At 59.1% G+C, this 19,495-nt stretch carries 14 protein-coding genes and 1 pseudogene; 10 read left to right on the plus strand and 5 right to left on the minus strand.

Translation table 11 applies throughout. The features are described from left to right. From EN861_RS16050 to EN861_RS16070, 4 genes and pseudogenes are all read right to left on the minus strand, one after another. On the minus strand, positions 1–446 hold a 446-nt coding region (locus EN861_RS16050; protein ID WP_189343653.1), incomplete at its 3' end, for an RHS repeat protein. A 252-nt stretch (positions 447–698) separates the two neighbouring features. Beyond that, on the minus strand, positions 699–4,952 hold the full coding sequence (locus EN861_RS16060) for a hypothetical protein (RefSeq protein WP_245512039.1): 4,254 nt from the start codon (positions 4,950–4,952) through the stop codon (positions 699–701). A 2-nt stretch (positions 4,953–4,954) separates the two neighbouring features. After that, entirely contained in the window at positions 4,955–5,203 is a 249-nt protein-coding gene (locus tag EN861_RS16065) for a conjugal transfer protein TraD (protein WP_135864308.1), read from the minus strand. A 1-nt stretch (position 5,204) separates the two neighbouring features. Further along, positions 5,205–5,531, minus strand: a pseudogene (locus tag EN861_RS16070) (conjugal transfer protein TraD). A 173-nt stretch (positions 5,532–5,704) separates the two neighbouring features. Between EN861_RS16070 and traA the strand changes: the two are divergent. Both traA and EN861_RS16080 read left to right on the plus strand, forming a co-directional pair. Then, positions 5,705–8,752, plus strand: a complete 3,048-nt coding sequence (gene traA, locus EN861_RS16075; protein WP_135864310.1) for a Ti-type conjugative transfer relaxase TraA — start codon at positions 5,705–5,707, stop codon at positions 8,750–8,752. Positions 8,753–8,879: 127 nt separating this feature from the next. Further along, entirely contained in the window at positions 8,880–9,089 is a 210-nt protein-coding gene (locus tag EN861_RS16080; RefSeq protein WP_135864313.1) for an AlpA family phage regulatory protein, read from the plus strand. Between the two features lie 235 nt (positions 9,090–9,324). On the opposite strand, the gene EN861_RS36300 is transcribed toward EN861_RS16080, so the two are convergent. Continuing rightward, positions 9,325–9,552 (minus strand): helix-turn-helix transcriptional regulator, encoded by a 228-nt coding sequence (locus EN861_RS36300; RefSeq protein WP_245512040.1) that lies wholly within the window; start codon positions 9,550–9,552, stop codon positions 9,325–9,327. A gap of 152 nt (positions 9,553–9,704) precedes the next feature. Here EN861_RS36300 and EN861_RS16090 point away from each other — a divergent pair, with 152 nt between their 5' ends. From EN861_RS16090 to qatD, 8 genes are all read left to right on the plus strand, one after another. Continuing rightward, positions 9,705–10,370: a hypothetical protein gene (locus EN861_RS16090; RefSeq protein WP_135864315.1), complete on the plus strand. Its 666-nt coding sequence runs from the start codon at positions 9,705–9,707 to the stop codon at positions 10,368–10,370. An 802-nt stretch (positions 10,371–11,172) separates the two neighbouring features. Further along, positions 11,173–11,745: a hypothetical protein gene (locus EN861_RS35840; protein WP_210235186.1), complete on the plus strand. Its 573-nt coding sequence runs from the start codon at positions 11,173–11,175 to the stop codon at positions 11,743–11,745. A 77-nt stretch (positions 11,746–11,822) separates the two neighbouring features. After that, positions 11,823–12,764, plus strand: a complete 942-nt coding sequence (locus EN861_RS35845; RefSeq protein ID WP_245512041.1) for a hypothetical protein — start codon at positions 11,823–11,825, stop codon at positions 12,762–12,764. Continuing rightward, complete coding sequence (locus tag EN861_RS16100; RefSeq protein WP_135864317.1) at positions 12,764–14,281, plus strand: ATP-binding domain-containing protein; 1,518 nt, start codon at positions 12,764–12,766, stop codon at positions 14,279–14,281. Before EN861_RS35845 ends, EN861_RS16100 begins: the two co-directional genes overlap by 1 nt. Before the next feature lie 295 nt (positions 14,282–14,576). Next, positions 14,577–16,493, plus strand: a complete 1,917-nt coding sequence (gene qatA, locus EN861_RS16105; RefSeq protein ID WP_189343654.1) for a Qat anti-phage system ATPase QatA — start codon at positions 14,577–14,579, stop codon at positions 16,491–16,493. Continuing rightward, positions 16,493–17,383, plus strand: coding sequence for a Qat anti-phage system associated protein QatB (gene qatB / locus EN861_RS36840; protein WP_348630906.1), 891 nt, complete (start codon positions 16,493–16,495; stop codon positions 17,381–17,383). Before qatA ends, qatB begins: the two co-directional genes overlap by 1 nt. Then, complete coding sequence (gene qatC, locus EN861_RS16115) at positions 17,380–18,744, plus strand: Qat anti-phage system QueC-like protein QatC (RefSeq protein WP_135864322.1); 1,365 nt, start codon at positions 17,380–17,382, stop codon at positions 18,742–18,744. Before qatB ends, qatC begins: the two co-directional genes overlap by 4 nt. Continuing rightward, the gene (qatD, locus tag EN861_RS16120; RefSeq protein ID WP_135864324.1) at positions 18,744–19,493 is read left to right on the plus strand and encodes a Qat anti-phage system TatD family nuclease QatD; all 750 of its coding nucleotides are present in this window, start codon (positions 18,744–18,746) and stop codon (positions 19,491–19,493) included. The genes qatC and qatD overlap by 1 nt, the downstream gene beginning before the upstream one ends. The last annotated feature ends 2 nt before the right edge of the window (positions 19,494–19,495 follow it).

A 19,495-nucleotide genomic window follows, 5' to 3' on the forward strand; every position in this document is an offset into this window, starting at 1 on the left:
CGGGTTCGCGAGGCCATGTTGTCGTTGGCGGCATAGACGAAGCTTTCCGAGAGCGTGGGGTCGCCAAGATTGGTGCTGGAGGTCAGCCGGTCGGCATTGTCATAGCCATAGGTCCAGCTGTCGGAGGCCGTCAGCCCCGTCGTGCCGGTGATGCGGCCTAGATTGTCGCGGGCGTATTGATCGTCGAGGAGAACCGTTGCGCCCCTCGATGTGGTGACGCGCGTCACCCAGCGCCGTGTCGGCGAATAGGTGAAGGCGGTCTTCACCCCGTTGGCGTAATTAATCTCCTTGGTCTGCCCGTCGGCCTCATAGATGGTTGAGGTGATGAAGCCGGAAGCGGAGGCAAGCTTGTTGCCGGCGGTGTATTGCAGCGGTGCCGCAACCGTCCCGAAGTCGAGCTGATTCGACCACGAGGACGCGCCGGTCGAGGCCGATAACGAGGTCAATCTGCCTACCACCGAAATTTACATTGGCGAGAATAACGGCCGGGATGCCTTGCGCCGTCAGACATTCAACGGCGCGCGCAAGGCTGGCCCGTTCGGAGGCGTGTTCTATGGGGTCGCCAATGAAAATCTCGATAGAGGCCAATCGCAGCCCTTTTGCGTCGAGGAAGGTTGTGGTCCGCTACGTCAAGATTGGTAACGCGCCCACTGGATGTTTATGTTGGCATGCGTTTCGGAAGTTCTTCAAGAGTGTTCCTAAACCGCTCCTGACACATCAACAACAATGACCGTAATGCGGCTTTTTGCAGTTTCCGGCAGCAATTCCGTGAGGGTCTTTTCCAGCTCATCCGCCGAGGTCGGGCGGGCCACGCCTTTGGGGGGAGCGGGAATTTTTCCCGTCATTTTGTCGCCAAACCAGAAGACACAATAGATGCCGAAACCCTTCGCGCCTGGGTCCGGCGTATAAAATCTGTCCAGCTGCCCCATCGCAGCGGTCCATAGCTCGGCATGGCTATCGCGTTTCAGCTCCCAAAGAATTTTATGCGTCGCAATCGACACCGCGATATCCGCGCGTTTGTCTCTTGCCATATGCCCTTCCGGCTCGGCAGCGATACCAAGGGCCTGAAGGGGCGGTCGCAGCATGGTGAGGAAATTGTCACGACAGGCTTCTTCCGGACGCGCTTCCGTGGGCTTTGCATGCGCGTCGATATTCCAGAACTGCTTGTAGATGTCGGTATTTCCCCGCTCGATGTGTTTTTTCAGGTCGAGCAATTGGGCAACGACCAGCGCGTGAAGATCGGCAACAGTAGCAGGTGGCCCGTTCGATAGGGCGGCCACGGTTCGCGGCCAGTCCGGGCGGTCATATTCCACATCGCGCCGGCGCTTACGCTGGTTCGCAAGGGCATGAAGAATATGAGGGCTATAGGACGCCAAATCAGCGTTTGCCACGAGCCTTTCAAGGGCATGGGTTGCGGCCACTGTTGGCAATGTTGAGATCGCATCGAACAGCCTGCGGCAATATTCCGCCGCGTCCCACGCATTCCTATCACCGCTCCATCCACCTGCGGGAAAGGATGCATCGGGAAAATAGGTGCCGGTCAAACGCGCCAGAAGTTCAAGTTGCGGGAGCGCGAGCGCCGTTTCGACGGGCTGCCCGCGTGAAGCAAAACCGCTCCGGTCACGGAGCAGAAAAATGATGTCCGGGCGCTTCCGCGCGAAATCCTCGACCCGATCTGCAAACTGCGCTGGGGATAAAAGGTAGGCTGTCGCCAGCCACATTTCATACTGTGGCTCGTTGTTGGCCGCAGTTCCCGCAAGCATCTCCTCAGCGACCGCCAGAAACTCCGCACGGGCATCCGGTAACTTGGTTGCCGCATCCAGCATGTCACCGAGGCGAAACAGGTTCGCGTTCGGGAAATCACGCAACAGTTCAAGCACACTTTCCTTGCGATAGGGCTCGAATGCCTCTGCGGTCAAAAGCTCGCGCAGCCCATCAATCCCTTGATCGCCAGCGGATAAGCGAAGCCGCGCGATTGCAAGATAAACGTCGCGCGCAAGTTCGGGGCGCTGTTGCAGCAGCGCGTCTCGCCAGGGATGCGTAAGCCAGGTGACGCTTCTGTTTCGCTTAATGGAAACCGGGTTCGTGACATCGAAAGCCAGGAGTGCTTTCAAGAAATCATCCGTCAGGCCGGCAAATCCTTCGCCCGTGGCCCAGCGCTCATTCAACCCGGCGACAAGCGCGTGCCACCAGTCATAGCACCTATGTTTCGCCATGAGGCCCATGACATCTGCAAAGGTTGGCAGATCATTGCGCAACAGCGCCGCACGCAACCCGGCAAGAGCAATCTCGATGAGATCGGCACCTACCCATGCCGCAACCCTGTCGCGGGGCTCAAGGCTCTGGTCGACGTCGCTGTACAACGCAAAGTAAATCTTCCCGAGATGGTTTAGCCACCCGAGATCCGCACCGCTGCGGATGCGCTCGACTTTTTGCACAAACTCCTCGCGCTGGCGCTCGCGCGCGGCATCATTCTCGGCTTTCCGGTTCTTTCGTCCCTCGAAGTACCCGTCATACAAGCTCGACCTGACCGCGTCGGCGCGTACCGGCTCAAGACTGGCTTCCTGGTCGGCCAATTTATACAAATTCCTGAACATTATGTCGGCCCGAGGCTGTTCCAGCCGATAACACAGACTGAAAGCAAGCTCGTAGAAAAAGGACCGCCTCGCGCTGCCTTGATCGGCGGCTGCGAGTTGCGCGACAACGATACCAAGCAAAGGACCAGCCGGGAGCGTTTGCAAGATACTCCGCTGGTATATGGAGTATTTTTGCCAGCGGTCGTTGTCCGCGACTAGCGTACTGAAGAAATGACTTGCAACAGCCTCCAGCTTTTTGGGCGCTTCGATGATCGCGTTGCGCAACTCCTCGATCTGGTTATCGTCGCCGAATGCCAGCCGCTTACTAAGCCAGCGCAACGCCCGTTCCGGGTCAAACGCGCGGTTTTCGCGCCATGCGCGCACGAGAGTATTGGCGAAGAACATGCCCACCTCGCTGTGCCTGCGATTATGTTCACCATACTCCTTCTGCCGAGTGGGTGCGATGCCGTCGAGCACCGATGGCAAATCGGCAAGCGGTACGCGGTCGGCCAATCCCCACAGGGTTCCGGTCGCAAGGAAATCCTCGTCGCTGTGCAATGTGTCGTTGACGAGCTGGACGACATCCGCATGACCAAAAGGATGCCCGTAAAGCTCCTTGATAATTTCGGCGCGGAGCCGAAGATCGTTGGCCGTGTTTCCGAGGTCGGCCTTGAAGGCTGCAACGATTGAAGCTTTCCCTTCATCACCGAGCCGAAGCAGGGCCAGCAGGGCATGCAAACGCTGTTCATAGGGCGCATCTTGTGAAAGCACTGCGACAAGGTCGGGCCGCATCTCGGGGAGTGGCGCACCTAAGCGGAGTGCATCGATCACAACCGAGCGCACCCCGAAGCCCGCGTTTGGGTCCTTCAAGATCGCACGAAATTCTTCAGCCATGTCACCGCGAGAGAGGGCGGCAATTGGAGGCGCATCCCTGTTTCCAGACCGAAACCAAGGGTCAGACTTGGAAAGGCGACCAAGAGCACGCAGGAGCGCTACGCATGATGACGGCGCCAGTGATGCCGCATCGCCATAGGTGAGAACGCCGTACGGGTCCTTTTCAATCAGTTCATCGGCATACTCGGGGAGATGCACCGCAAGCCACGCGTGAAGGCCCCTCAATTCGGATGCAGGATGTCCGTCAACGCCCATCAAAGCCGTGACCCGGTCGAACGGCAAGCCATCGCGCACCTGCTTCGCCAGAAACGCGGCAGCCAGATATTCGGCCGTGGTGCGGTGCGCGTAGTCGACTGTTTCGGCTTCCGGGCCTGCGACGAAAACCCTTCGACTTAAGGCCGCCTGAATCTTTGCTGGATCAAGGAAGGTCAGAGAACGATAGCCCGGAATTTCCGGAATACCTTCTTGCTCGGTCAGGCTGATCGCTTCAACATCGGCAATAAGCCGTGCTGCGCAGATCGCGCCGGCGACTGGCCGCAGTTCCGCAGTCGAATAGACGCCGCTGCCTTTGCGCGCATGGTCCGCGTCAAACTCTTGGAGCATGAGCCCGGTCGACTGCTCGAAAACCTCCCTGCGTGTCGCGGGCCATGAACCCGTTTTCACCGCGCGCCATAGCATGATGAGGTTTTGCGGGTTTTCTAGAAAGTCATCGAGCCCGCGGGCCATTGCTTCCTTAAGAAACGCGACAGCCTCGTGCGGCTGCAAGCCTTGTTGGGTAAGAACCCAGAGTTGTTCCTTGAATGAAAGTTTTTGAAGCAGCAGAACCGGCGGTGTGCCCACGTGTTCAAAGTACGGGCGAAGCGCAGCCAGGTCACTTTCCCCGAGCCAATCCGCTACCCGGCATGAAATCCGGACTTTTGCCGGGCTGACCTCGAATAATTTCTCGACAAGCGCATCAACCGTGTCCCGGTCGCCGCGCCCGGAGCGCTTTTCATCAAGCCCGTCGATAAAAAGTACCTGACCGGAGAGCTTGTTCGTGGGTGTCGCCAGAAAGGCGCGGGCGGTGATGAGCCTTGCGCCTTCGGCCTTTGCGGTTTCCCGAAAGAGGTACGATTTGCCGGCACCGGGATCGCCCAGCAAAACAATGTTGGGTGCGCTCCCGAAATCCGAAAAACGACGAGGGCGCGCTTCGTCGGGGTTGTCATGGGGTACGTTGGTTTGGCGAACCGTGCGGGTCATTTTCGGGAAATAATACAAATAGTGGAAAGCATGAAACTCATGTCTTGAAGCACCTTTTGTCAAGCAACAGTGCAAATGACCGGAGACGCCCTTCTGTGCAGGACCGGGCACTACGCGCATGCGCTCGAAACCGCTTCGCGTCTTCGTCCTTCGGGTGACGATCCCTTGCAGCTTCGGCTGCTTGGAGCACCGGCTGAGCCACTGCTCGGAGCCTTTGCGCCGCCCACCGCTCCCGCCAACCATCGCTACGTTCGTTGGCCCTTTTTCTCCTCATGCCGCTCCGCATTGAACGCCTGCTTCCCCTTCGCGGCCCACAGGTTGCTTGCATGCTCGCCTTCATGGCTCTGCAGCTTGGTGGCGATCCAAAGCATCGCTCCATAGATGATGGCGCGATCGTCATTTGTCAGCTCGACGATGCCTGCCTTTGCGACGAGACCGCCGAGTTCAATCAGTTGCCGGGTGCGCTTGCGGCGCTCGACCTGCCAGGTGCGCATTTCATTGCGAGCCATTGCCGCTTGCCAGCGATTGCGGGCCGCCCGATAGCGCTGCAGCGCCGCGAACGTTGCGCTAAGATGCCGAAGCAACTCGCCGGGAGCCGCTCTCGAAAAACATCGCCCCACGCTTCGCCCATGCCTCACGCTTCGCGGCGTCTTTCGTTTCGGCGATCGCGACCAGCGCGCCAGCCAGTTCTTCAGTGCTGAGTTGATCGGCGCCGGTGGTGAGCACCAGCTCGCCAAGCTGCTGCACCTTGCGCGTCTTGAGCTCCCGCGCCTTGTCCTCCAGCGCCTTCAGTTCCGCGTCGAAGTCCCGTGGTTTACGCATGTGCTGTCTCCATCGGTTGTTGATGCAGCGATGATAGGGGAGCGCGTGCTGGAAGGCTTCATGGTTGCCGAGACAGCCCGGGACGGGCTGGTCCATCCCGAGAATTTTTCGAGGGAGGGCGCGCTTATACGTCGTGCCGACGTGGGCTTTGACGTGCAAATGATCCTGTCGCGATGGCGATCTATCATCTTCATGTCAAAGTCATTGGCCGCAAGGCCGGGAGCAGCGGTGTTGCGTCTGCAGCCTACCGCTCGGCTTCGCGGCTGCGTGATGAGCGCATTGAGCGCAAGCATGACTTCTCGGCCAAACGTGGCGTCGTCCATTCCGAGGTGATGCTGCCGGAGAATGCACCGGAAGCCTGGAGCGACCGTGAACGGCTATGGAATGATGTCGAAGCTTTCGAGGTTCGCAAGGATGCACAGCTTGCCCGCGAAGTGGAGTTCGCCCTGCCGCGCGAACTAAGCCAGGCGCAAGGCATCGAACTGGCCCGCGACTTTGTGCAGGCCGAGTTTGTCAGCCGAGGGATGGTCGCCGACCTCAATGTGCATTGGGACAGGGCGGAGGATGGCAGTCCCAAGCCGCATGCCCATGTCATGCTCACCATGCGTTCGGTCGATAAGAACGGTTTTGGACCAAAGGTGCGCGACTGGAACAGCACCGAAATGGTCGAGCGCTGGCGCGAGCGATGGGCGGAGTTTGCCAATGAGCGCCTTGCCGAACTCGACATTGACGCCCGTATTGCTCATCGCAGTCTGGAGGCGCAGGGCATTGCTTTCGAGCCGCAGACCCAGATTGGCGCACCGGCTCAACGCATTGAAGGCAACGTCCTTGACGTCGCCGGCATTGAAGCCGATCGCGCCGAATTGCACCGCGAGATCGCCCGCAACAATGGTGCGCGCATCATCGCCGATCCAACCGTGGCACTGGATGCGATGACGCATCAGCAATCGACGTTCACGCGAAAGGACATTGCGAAGTTCGCGCATCGCCATAGCGACGGAATGGAGCAGTTCAACGCCGTGATGGGAGCTATCAGCGAAGCGCCCGATCTGGTCGAACTCGGCAAGGACGGCCACGGAGAAGATCGCTTCACCACGAGCCAAATGATCGAGACGGAACAGCGCCTGCATCGCTCGGCAGAACGCATGAATGGGCAGGATTGTCATGTGGTGAGTGACGCACATCGCGAGGCAGCTCTGGCGCATGCCAGGCAGCGCGGCCTTGTATTGTCGGGCGAGCAAAGCGATGCACTGGATCACATCACCGACGGCCGCGGTCTTGGTGTCGTTGTCGGTTTTGCCGGAACAGGCAAGAGCGCCATGCTGGGCGTCGCGCGCCAGGCATGGGCAGCAGCCGGCTACGAGGTTCGAGGCGCGGCACTCTCCGGCATTGCGGCCGAGAATCTCGAAAGCGGATCAGGAATTGTGTCGCGAACCATTGCCAGCATGGAACACAGCTGGGGACAAGGCCGCGATCTGCTCACCGCGCACGATGTTCTGGTGATCGACGAAGCCGGCATGGTCGGCACGCGCCAGTTGGAGCGCGTGCTCTCCCATGCCGCGGACGCTGGCGCGAAGGTCGTGCTGGTCGGTGATCCGCAGCAGCTGCAGGCGATTGAAGCCGGCGCCGCATTCCGTTCGATCCACGACCGCTACGGGGGCGTCGAGATCGGTCAGGTGCGTCGGCAACGCGAGGACTGGCAGCGTGACGCCACGCGCGATCTGGCAAGCGGCAGGATCGGCGCTGCGATCGGCGCCTATGAAGCACAAGGCATGGTGCACCAGGCAGCATCGCGTGACGAGGCGCGCAGCGGGCTTGTCGAGCGCTGGGACCGCGACAGGCAGGCAGAGCCTGAGGCGAGCCGGATCATTCTCACCCACACGAACGACGAAGTGAGTGCGCTCAACCAGGCAGCGCGCGAGCGCATGCGCGCTGCTGGAGATCTCGGTGAAGAAGTTCAGGTGGATGTGGAACGCGGTGCAAGGACTTTCGCGAACGGCGACCGGGTCATGTTCCTGCGCAACGAACGGTCGCTCAGCGTCAAGAACGGCGCGCTCGGCGTGATCGAAGAGGTCAGCGTGCAGAGTATGACGGTTCAAACAGACGACGGCAGGTCTGTGCGCTTTGACCTGAAGGACTATTCCCACATCGACCACGGCTATGCCGCGACCATTCACAAGGCCCAGGGCATGACCGTCGACCGCACGCATGTGCTGGCGACGCCAGGCATGGATGCCCATGGCAGCTACGTTGCCCTGTCGCGTCATCGCGACAGGATGGACCTTCATTACGGCAGCGATGACTTTGCATCCCGCGAACGGCTCGTCCGAACGCTGTCACGCGATCGCGCCAAGGACATGGCGTCGGATTACGATCAGATGGACCCGGCGCGAGACTACGCCGAGCGGCGCGGCATCACCTTCCGACAGCGCGTGGTCCAGATCGTGCGCCGGTTCGTTCCTGAGAAGCTCCGCGACAGGATCGGCGGCCTGCTGGGCGGTTTGCGCGCGCCCACAGACGCCGAGCCCAGCCAGGACCGCGGGGGCCGGCCGGAAAGGGGAGACGGTGGAGCGCAAAACGGAGATGCCGGCGCCGCGCCGGGTAGAGAAGCGTCTGCCCGAGGAGCGCAGCGCGAGGCGGATGCGCCGGTGGATTCGGAAGCGGCCTTGCGCAGCGCTCGCACGAAGGCGCTTGTGCGCCACGCGCGCGCGCTTGACGCTGTTATCCGCACAGGAAATGCGGACGGGCAGGGGACTCTTGAACAGATGCGCGAATTGCGAGATGCCCGCAGCGAGTTCGAGAAGATTCGGCCACACGGTTGGCGCGATGCCGAAGCGGCCTATGTCAAGAATCCCCAGATGGTTCGTGAGGCGGCCGCCGGGCGAGTCAATCGCATCGTCCTAGCTCTGCAACTTGAAACGGAAATTCGCACCGGGCTCGAAGCCGATCCGATCCGCCGCGCCGACAGTTTCGTGGAAAGCTGGCAAAAACTGGAAAGGACAAGCCAACGCCAATACCAAGCCGGCGACATGTCCGGCTACAAGTCAACGCGCTCGGCAATGTCCGACATGGCTAAGAGCCTCGAACGCGATCCGCAGCTTGAATCCCTGCTTGCCAATCACAAGAAGGCGCTTGGCATCCAGGTCGAATCCGGCCGGCGCCTGGGTTTGGAGCTCGCGTTCAACCACGGCATTGGCAAAGGGCGCGGTATAGGAATCTAAACCCTCCGATTTGCCGCCGTTACCACGCCCGAGATCGATGAGATGACAAATCTGATTGCGCCAAGCCCTGGGTTGTTCTGTTTGGTTCCAGCAGGTGTCAAATGCTCTCAGCGAAAGGCAAGTCGCGATGCCTGAACCGGATCGTATTGTTCGCCTTAGGACCGTCCTCGCGCGGACCGGCCTTTCCCGCTCGACGATGTACCGCAAAATCGCCGAAGGCACGTTCCCAGCTCAGATCAAGATCAGCGTAAATGGTGCCGGATGGCGGGAATCCGATATCAATCTATGGCTCGCTAATCCTGTCTCCTGGAGAGCGGGACGTGAAAACAGCGACTGATGGCGGTCGAATGCAAGTTGCTGCCACTTTGAGCAGTCGTGCATCGGGTGGGCCAGGCTTGCAACAGATCGAACTAAGGGTCGATCGACTCTGCCTATCGGCGAGGCGGTGAAGGTCCGCATCGCCGACCCGGATGTCAAAACAGGCGATCAGCCGAAGACTGAGGGCTGAAAGTCAGAAATGCTCTGGGATGTACCGGGTTGGGATCGGTCGAGGCGATGTGCAGCGGGTGCTATCACGGCCGCTTGGCCAAGCGCACACCGGCCCCTCCGCCGTTTTCTGGGATGAATTCAATCCCCGCAGCTTCAAGGGTTGTTCGGAGTGACGCCACGGTAGAAATCTTAAGCTGTTCGCCTCGTTCAAAGCGGGCGACGGTATCCGGCGATACGCCCGCGTTGTGGGCTAAATCTCTTGTTCCCCAACCTAGTGCCACACGTGCCATTTTACATTGGACTGCATTCATTTTCGTAACATTGATACGATTCTTGTTGATCCGCGATCTCGACCGCGTTATCGTATCCCTGATACGATTATGTCTACGACTGCGGCTGCTGACGGTGTTGAGACCACCTCCAGCAGCCTAACCATAACCTAAGCTTTCAGGGAGCTCGGATCATGGCTGATTCCGACCATAGCACGACTTTGTCTTCCGTCACGCGGCGGCTGCTGATGACGCAGATCGTTGCGTTGGCTGCTTTACGGCCGTTCAGGGCACGGGCGCGTGAATATATTCCGGCCAGAGGCCGACAGGACGATCCGGCTCTTCGCCTGTGTAAGAGCTGGCACGAGATTCACAGCTGCACCTCGAGTCTGTGCCAGGAACAACAGCGACTTGAGACATATCTAGTAAAAACCATCGGCTTTCCCTCTGCTAGTCTGCGGCTTTGCGATGGCCAGGAACAGACGGTCTATTCTCCCGAAAGCCTCAACGATCTCTATTCACCCGAAAATGAGATCGTATGGGGCAGGGCGCTTGCGGACTTAGCGGCACATCAAACTCGTTGGGACGCCGCTGATGCCGAGATCGGGTATTCGAGAACAGACGAATTAATACGAGAGTCGGAAGTGGCGGAACAGGCTCTTCTGGATCACCTGCCTCAGTCTCCAGCATGCACCGTCGAAGGTGCATTGGCCAAGCTCCTGGTCGTCCTGCGCTATGGCGAGCAATGGGAAGATCCAGACGATTTCCCGTGGCCCCATATCCGGTCAGTGCTTGACGACCTTGCCCGGCATCACAACATCGATCCTGCAAGCATCGGCGCATCCAGCGGAGTGAGGTAGGGGAAGTACAAAAAAGCCCCCCCGGCGGACCCCTGCCGAATGACCCAAGATGGGATTAGGCGGAGCGGACGCTCCAAGAATGGCGGCATAGCTCTTGCGCCTTTGACGGACACGAGGAAAGACGTGCGGAATTCGGAGTCTCTTCTGAGATTTCGAAACCCAGTGACAATGCCCCCCATTTCAAAGCTTATGTGTGATATTTGAGCAGGCGATTCACACGGTAGGGGTCACAGGTTCGAATCCTGTACCGCCACCAATGTTTTCAATCAGTTGAATGCTTGTAACACCGTAGGCGCCAGACTATGTCACATTGATGTCACCGAACGGGCTTGTTTTGTAAACCGAAGGTCGGGAGTTCAATCCTCTCTGCCGGCACCAGATTTTTCAAATAGTTACATGAAGGCCGCCCGTGCCAATTCTTTCCATGTAACTTTCATGTAACGGGGGACTCTGCTCGTACGAGACATGCAGCCCCGCTTTTGAATTATCGACGATCACTTCGTCTCCGCGCGCCGATGAGGGCGTCGCCCCTCAGGGATTTGTCTATTTCGTCGCCTTCGACCGATCTGGCGGCTTGAGCATTACGAGCCGTTTCTGTTTCCTCTTTAAGATTTCTCTAGTAAGATTTGGGAATGTCAGGACAATCGCAGCAAGCATTAGATAAAGCACCTCATATTCGCTTTCTCTCCATCAAGCGGTTTAGGGGGATAGAGAAGCTTTTGTGGAGGCCAAGTAAGGGCGTAAACTTGCTTCTCGGCGGTGGCATGTTGGCAAGACCACCATTCTGGAAGCAATTGCGCTTTTGCTGAACCCGACCAACGCCAGCGCCCTGTCGGATGCCGATTACTGGCAGCGCCGTTTTGAAGACGGATTTGAGATCGGCGCCGTGATGTCGCTTCCATTGTCTTGCGGCATTGCCGAGCAGCGCAAGGCGGCCTGGCCTTGGGAATGGGACGGGAAGGCGCCAAAAGTGCCGGATTTGGAAGTTAACAATGGGCAGGCCAATGACCCAGTGTTTTGCCTGCGCGTATGCGGCACGCCGGACTTTGAGCTTCAGTACGAGATTTGCCAGCCCGACGAGACCTTCGATCATTTTCCAGTGTCGGTGCGCCGCAACATTGGGCTCGTGCGTTTAAGCGGCGACGATCGGAATGACAGGGATCTCAGGTTAATCCAGGGGTCTGCCCTTGAGCGCCTCTTGAGCGACAGAACCCTGCGCTCGCGCTTGGGTAATAAGCTTGGGCAAACCGATGTACAAGCTGAATTGAAAGACGACGCGAAATCGGCTCTGGGCGAGCTGGATAAGCGATTTGCCAAGCGCGCGCTACCACACGCACTAGCCTTGGTCTGGTCGGCGGGCCCGGTTTTTCATTGAACGCACTCATTGGTCTGACAGCGACCAAGGACGGCGCGGTACTGCCCCTGTCGAGCTGGGGCGCTGGCACCAGGCGAATGGCAGCCCTCGAAGTTGCAGCCGCACACCATGTTGAACACCCGGTGATGGTCGTTGATGAAATAGAGCGCGGGCTTGAATCATACCGGCAGCGCGTACTCATGGAAGAATTGATAGCGCGGCCATCTCAGGTTTTCGTGACAACCCACAGCGCCCCCGCATTAAATGCGGCAGTGGGAGCGAGTCTTTGGTATGTCGATACCGGCGGGGCAGTAGGCAGTCTTCCGTCCATTGCACCACAGCAGAAACGCGACCCTGAAACATTCTTGGCCCGCTTGGCTATCATAGCTGAGGGTCAGACCGAAGTTGGTTTCGTCACAACGTTGATCAATCGCTCACTTGGCGGAGATATGCGCAATTACGGTATCTGGGTCAGCGACGGCGGGAGCAACACAGAGACGCTGACAGTACTGCGCGGGCTGGCTGGTAGCGGTCTCAAGATCGGCGGATTCGCTGGCAATGAGGGTACCGACAACGGGAATTGGCAAGCGGTCAAAGAGAGGCTGGGCGACTTGCTGATGCGTTGGCCAGATGGATGCCTGGAGACTAACCTCATTCCTCACCTTGCCGACGAGCAGCTCGCAAATTTCATCCGAGACCCGGATGGCGATGATGGTGAACGCCTGCGGACAATGGCCGATCGCCTCGGGATCGAGGACAAATCCTTGGCTGCGATTAAGGCTTCTACCGACGACATCCGCAAACTCGTGGCTGAGGCCGCGTGCGGAAACGCTCCGACCGACCCCGACGCTTCGCCGGAGCAGAAGAAGGCTTGGAAGAAGCATGGCCAACGATGGTTCAAGTCGACCGCTGGCGGCGTTGAGCTTGCGGAAAAGATGTTCGCGCTCGCTCTTTGGCCCCACGTCCAAGATCAGCTTCTGCCATTCGTAAATGCCATTCGATTGGCCGTCGGTTTTCAAGCTGTCCAGACGATTGATTGATGGGCGACGTTTCGGTTGCCGACGCGCTTAGGTCGCCCGCACGCCTTGTCGTTGTGGAGGCTCCAGGTGGTTGCGGCAAGACTTTTCAAGGTGCGAATTACGCCCGCGATGTAGCACCATCGCTCGGCAATGGCCGTCTTCTTATCCTGACCCATACCAATGCGGCCTGCGACGTTTTTGCCGGACGCACTCGCGGCCTAGGCAGCCGTGTGGAAATCCGCACGATCGACGGTCTGATCGGCGAGATTGCTGGCGCTTATAACAAGTCGATTGGCTTGCCGGCTGACGTAGGCGCATGGGCGCGGCGGGAAGCCAATGGCTACGCCATTGTCGCTCAAAAGACGGCAGTGCTTCTCACTCAGAATCCCATGATCGCAGAATACCTTGCCTGTCGTTATCCGGTGATAATCTGCGATGAGCATCAGGACGCGAATGCGGATCAACACGCAATCGTCATGTCCCTTCATGCGGCCGGGTCTCGTCTTCGGATATTTGCCGATCCGATGCAGCAAATCTTCAACGGTAGCCAGGCGCAAGCTGTGGCATCCGAACAGCGATGGACCGACTTGAAGAATGCGGCCGACCACTTTGATGAACTCGACCAGCCGCATCGTTGGAAGGATACCCAACCGGAGTTGGGCGAATGGACCCTTAGGGCGCGGGCGGCGCTAATGGCCGGGGGCCAGGTCGATTTGACCGCCAAGCTGCCGGCTGGACTTACTGTGCACTATGCAGATAATATCGCTTCTCAGCACGGTGGGTTCAGTGTGGCGCAAAATCTACGTGCTCCCATCTATGCCATGTCAAACGGGCGGTCTCTGTTGGTCCTCACTGGCCATAACGACACAGTCACATCCCTACGTGCCTTTTTCGGTCGTCGGTTACCCATCTGGGAGGGGCACGTTCGGAATGGATTAGCTGACCTCATCGCCCACATAAAAGTCCACCAGGGCGAACCTGTCGAGCTGGCGCGAGCAACTCTCAGTTTTATGGCGGCGGTGGCGTCCGGGTTTTCGCCTTCGGCTTTTGGCAATTGCTTGGTGACCGAAGTGCAAAATGGTTGTGCTGCCAAGCGCACCGGAAAGCCGCACCTGTTGCAATCGATTGGCCGACATATCTTGGATGCCCCAAATCATCAGGGTGTGGCGAGGGCGCTAGAGCGCTTACGAGAGCTAGTTGAAAAAGAATCGTGTTTTGCTGGCGTGCGGATTCATCATCCTCGTGAATTTGCCGAGGCGATCCAGCTCGGCAAATTTGAAGATGCCGATGAGGGCTTCGCCGAGATCGCCAGGCGACGAACGCATGCTCGCCCTAAACTCCCGAACAAGGCCATCAGCACCATTCACAAGGCGAAGGGGTTAGAATTCGACAGTGTGATGCTTATCCTTTGCGACCAAAAGAATTTTAGCAACACCCGAGCGTCCAGAGCAAAGCTTTACGTCGCGCTTAGCCGAGCCACTAGCAAACTCATGCTAGTGGTATCTAGAGGGCAGTCAACTCTACTACTCAAGATCTAGCTCCGAAGGAAGGAGTTATGTGTTCGAAACGCGTCGGCGGGGCCACACCGAGGTGATCGGTCCTGTCTTATATAATTTTCGTGTAACTACGCCGTATAGGTGACCGCTAGGTAGACCCTAGGCATCAAGTAATTGCGGATCAAGCCCTGGGTGCGCAGAAGTATGGGGACGACCCGAACTGGCGGCGATTCAACCCCTCAATCTGAGCGTAATGCCATTTCTGTTCACAAGACCAAGTACTCGCTGGACAAAATGTTGTGCGGGGCGGACACTTCGTGACGGGGGAGTTCATTCAATGATCGTTGCCGATAACGAGACCGACGTAGATTACTTATACTACGAGCCGGTTGCGAAGACCGTTGTCCGTCTCATACGGGAAAAAGCCGGAGAGCCGTTGACCATAGGTCTGCATGGGGACTGGGGGGCGGGGAAGTCCAGTTCCCTTTTGATGATTGAAAGAGCCTTTGCCGAGGAAGACGCTACTTTGTGCGTGCGCTTCAACGGCTGGCTGTTTGAAGGCTATGACGATGCCAAGGCGGTCCTGATCGAAACCATCGTCGCAGAACTGTTGAAAAAGCGCTCAACCATTCCGACGCTGAAGGCCAAGGCCAACCAGGTTCTCAAAAACGTAAGCTGGATGAAGGTCGCCCGCACACTCGGGGGAGCAGCCATGACGGCGTTCACGGGCCTGCCAAGCGGCGAGATCGTCCAGGGGCTCAGCAAAGTCGCGAAGGACGTCATCGCTAACCCTGCCGACGTGCTGACGGGCGAGATGTTCACCAGGGTTTTCGACGGCGCCGTGGAGCACTTCAAGGCTGACGGTCCTGAAAATACCGCCCCGCACCGAATCCACCAATTCCGGCAAGACTTCGAGCAGCTATTGTCCGAGGCGAAGATCGACCGCCTCGTGGTCCTTGTCGATGATCTTGACAGGTGCCTGCCGGAAACTGCCATCGCCACGCTTGAGGCGATACGGCTGTTCTTATTCGTACCCAATGCGGCGTTTGTCATCGCCGCTGACGAGGGGATGATCGAGTACGCTGTTCGCCGGCATTTTCCCGAACTGCCGTCAACCGTCGGTCCCAATAGCTACGCCCGCAACTACCTAGAGAAATTGATCCAAGTACCGTTCCGGATGCCAGCCCTTGGGCAGTTCGAGACCCGCATCTACCTGACGCTCTTGCTTTACCTGAATGCAGGAGCGGATGCCAAATCGGATGCTTTCAAAGCTGTCATCAACGTTGCAAGGGAGGCATTGAGGAAGCCGTGGATCGGGGAGGGCTTTTCGCGCGACGAGATAGGGAAGAAGACTGCGGTCAACGCTAAACTGGATGAAGCGCTTCAGGTCGCAGCCGACCTTACGCCGATCCTCGCAGAGGGGGCCAGCGGCAATCCGCGTCAAATCAAGCGCTTCGCCAACAGCATGAAATTGCGATTAGAGATCGCGGAGGAGAGGGGGTTCGGCAAGGACCTGAGCGCGCCCATACTCGGCAAGCTGATGCTGGCAGAGCGTTTTTCGGCGAACCTTTTCAACACCATCGCCTCGGACTCGGCTGCCAGCCGCAGATCCAAGGCGATTGCAGATCTGGAGGGAGCCGCGGCCCCAGGAGCCAAGACCACCACCAAAGCCGGTCCCCGTGCTGGACGAACGACAGAGACTTCGGCGGAGGAAATCTGGGCAACCCGGTGGGCGGCCTTGTCTCCCAAGCTCGCTGACGTCGACCTTCGCCCGTACATCTTCGTCAGCCGCGACCGCCGCGCCAATGTTGCCCCGTCGTCGGTGTCCGATCCGGTTGCGGCGTTGAGCGAGCGTCTTTCCTCGAACACTATGACTGTCCGCACTACCGACCTGAAGCTCGTCTCGTTCCTTACGACGGGCGATGCTGAGCGTGTATTCGAAGCCTTGGCGCTCAAGGTCACTTCCACTGGCGATCTGCGGCAACGCCCCGACGCCGCCGAAGGACTGGCTTTTCTTGTCGAGACCCGACGCGAGCTGCAGGACACGCTACTCGTCCTGCTGTCGCGCATGCCTATCGGAAACCTCGGTTCGTGGGTGCTCACAGGTTGGCAAAAGGCGTTCGACACCGGGCACCAGGCGAAATTCCGCGAGCAGGTCAAAAGCTGGGCAGCCCAGGACGAAAACACCCAACTTCGCGACATCGCCAAGCTCCAGCTCAGTGCCGGTCAAAGTCGCAAACGCGGAGCGAAGTGATGGGAACGTCAGGTAGCAACCGCGGCTCGCGACGCGGGCTTGTTCCGACCTGGGTGAGCGACCCCGCTCCGGCGGCTCCAAAACCTGCGCCGCCCCAAGCACCCGCAGGCGGTAGTTCGTCCCCCGGCGGACCTTCAAACCCACAAACTCCATCCGGGCCGCCTGCACCTATTCCGCCAGCAACGAAACTTCCCCCACTTCCCTCCGGATCGGCTGGCGCCAGCCTGGGTTCGGCCCGCGGTGATTTCACGCGAGCTGCCAGGACGAAGGGGGGCAGCAGCAGGCACCTAAAACGTGCCTCCGGCAAGTATGTTCGCGCGGTCGGTGGTGCCCGGAATGCGGCCCGGATCATGGCGCCATCTCGCGGCGTTGCGTCTGAGATCGGCCGTGTTGCCGCAGACGCGCTCCAGCGCGGTCCTGCCGAGGCGCTTCGCCGGTTCAACCTGGAGAGCATGGCCGGTACACCCGCGGCTGAGGTTTTTGAGACGCTTGCCGACATCATCTGTCCCGCGGGCGGCACCATTGACGAGGCCATCGCGCGGGAAGCTATGCTTGCCGCTGCCGCCGAACTTGCCGCCAGTGGCGTCACCTTCGACGCGTTGTCCGCCGAGGCCCTAGAAGCAGTATTCCTCGGAACGATCGCCAGGTCGATCGAAGATAAGCTTTTCAATGAACTTGGGTCTAAGGCGGTGCGCTTGCCGGATGACACCGCGGCCGTCGATCGCATCGAGCGTCAACTGCACGACTTCGTCACCGGTGCGGTCCGTGATGCCTTTGCCGGTGCAGACGGTGGGATTGCGACGCTCGATATCGCAACCGTTGATGCCACGGTCGCCGAAATTTACGAACGCACATTCGAGGTATTGCAGGTGCTTGGAGACAACGCATGAGGCGCTTTACCTTCGCAAGTCGCTTGGGTGCCGCCGACATGGCAATTATACCGTTGCTCCAGGAGGATTCCACCCTTGTACCCATCCAGTTTATCGAGGCCTATGACCGCCTAGACTATGGTCTGGGCGCTGCGCTGGACAGCCTCCATCGATTGGGCAGGCAGCCACCCGAAGTGGCGATCGACCTCGCCATCCTCGCCGCCACAATCAACGCTGCGGACACGCGGGTCTCCCGTGCCAGCAACGCACAGAACGGTTGGACCCGTGAGATCGATATTGTCGTGCCGGTTTCTGACCCTGTACTCTGGACAGCGCAGGGCGAAATCATAGGGCACCTGCTGCGGTTCCTGACCGGCGATCACTGGCGCGTCGCTTTCCGGGACCGCCCCACGGGCAAATCCCGGCTCGCAGAACCGCCAACCGTGCTGCCGGTCCTTTCGTTTGACGAGGTGGCACTTCTCTCTGGGGGACTCGACAGTCTCGTTGGCGCGATCGACGCCCTGGTTGCCGGTCGTCGGCCGCTTTTCATTAGCCACTGGTACGACGCTGAGACCAGCAAGGCGCAGAAAGCCGTACTCCACCACTTGGAAACTAAGTTCCCCGGCGACCGCTATCGTTCGATCAGAGTCAGGCTTGGCTTCGACAAACACCACGTCTCAACGGGCGAAATAGAGAACAGTCAGCGCGGGCGGTCGTTCCTTTTCTTTTCGCTCGCGGTCTTGGCCGCATCATCGCTCCAAGGTCAGGTTAAGGTCGGCGTGCCGGAAAACGGGCTGATCGGTTTGAACGTGCCGTTGGATCCGTTGAGGCTAGGAGCGCTGAGCACCCGCACTACCCATCCGCACTACATGGCGAGTTTCAATATCCTGCTTGAACGGCTCGGCCTGAACGTGGCGCTCGTCAATCCGTATCGGCACAAGACCAAGGGCGAGATGGTTGCAGAATGCGCCGATCTCGAATTCCTTAAGTCGTTGGTGCCGATTTCGATGTCGTGTTCGGCACCCGCAAAGGCTCGCTACAAAGGACTTTCGCCACGACATTGCGGCACGTGCGTTCCGTGCCTGATCCGCCGGGCGTCGCTTTTACATGGTCTGGGGCCAAAAGATGACACGTTGTATGCTACCGAGAGCCTTACCGCTCGTCCCCTGGATTCCGCCAAGGCAGAGGGTGAGCATGTGCGGTCGTTCCAGCTGCTAGCCGGGCGGCTCGCTGCCAATCCCAGCTTGGCCGGAACGATGGCACGTATACCCGGACCACTAAACGATGCCCCTGGGGAAATCGCAGCGTATATTGACGTCTTTCGCCGGGGCATCCAGGAGGTGGTCGCGCTACTCCAACCTGTTCAGGCACGCCCCGACTGATGACACGCAAACCGGACCAAGTCGACTTCCACTGCCATCTTGACCTGTACCCCGATCTGGCCACTGCGATCGCCATCTGCGAAAGCTCCCGCACCGCGACACTTGCGGTCACTACGACGCCCAAGGCGTTCCGGCGCAACATTCAGTTGGCCCGTTCGTCGGAGTTCGTGCGCGTTGCCCTTGGCTTGCATCCGCATCTGGCTGAAGATCGCCAAGGCGAGCTGCTCCTGTTCGAGGCACTCCTGCCAGAAACACGCTATGTGGGCGAGATCGGCCTTGACGCTGGCCCACGGTACTACCGATCCATGCCGACGCAGGAAATGGTGTTCCGAAAAATCCTGAGCATGTGCGCCACCAGCGGCGGCAAGATTCTGTCCGTTCACAGCGTCAGGACGGCGGGCCGTGTTCTTGACCACATCGACGAGTGCCTGCCACGGGACCGGGGCAAAGTAGTCCTGCACTGGTTCAGCGGCTCAGCCGCTGAAGCTAGTCGCGCGGTGCAGGCAGGCTGCTATTTCTCGGTCAATCAAGCAATGCTGGAAAAGCCGCGCGGGCGCGAGATCGTTGCTCAGCTGCCGTTAGATCGCATTCTAACCGAGACAGACGGGCCATTTGTCGACATCGACGGTGGACCAGTCACTCCGGGCGGAGTGTTGCCGACGATTAAAAGTCTTGCCGCGCTTAGTGAACTCGCTACCGCTGATATGGCCAACCAGCTTATTCGGAACTGGATCAAGCTCGTTTCGTAGCC

It is taken from the genome of Mesorhizobium sp. M8A.F.Ca.ET.218.01.1.1, from assembly GCF_004791165.1.
Classification (GTDB): Bacteria; Pseudomonadota; Alphaproteobacteria; order Rhizobiales; family Rhizobiaceae; genus Mesorhizobium.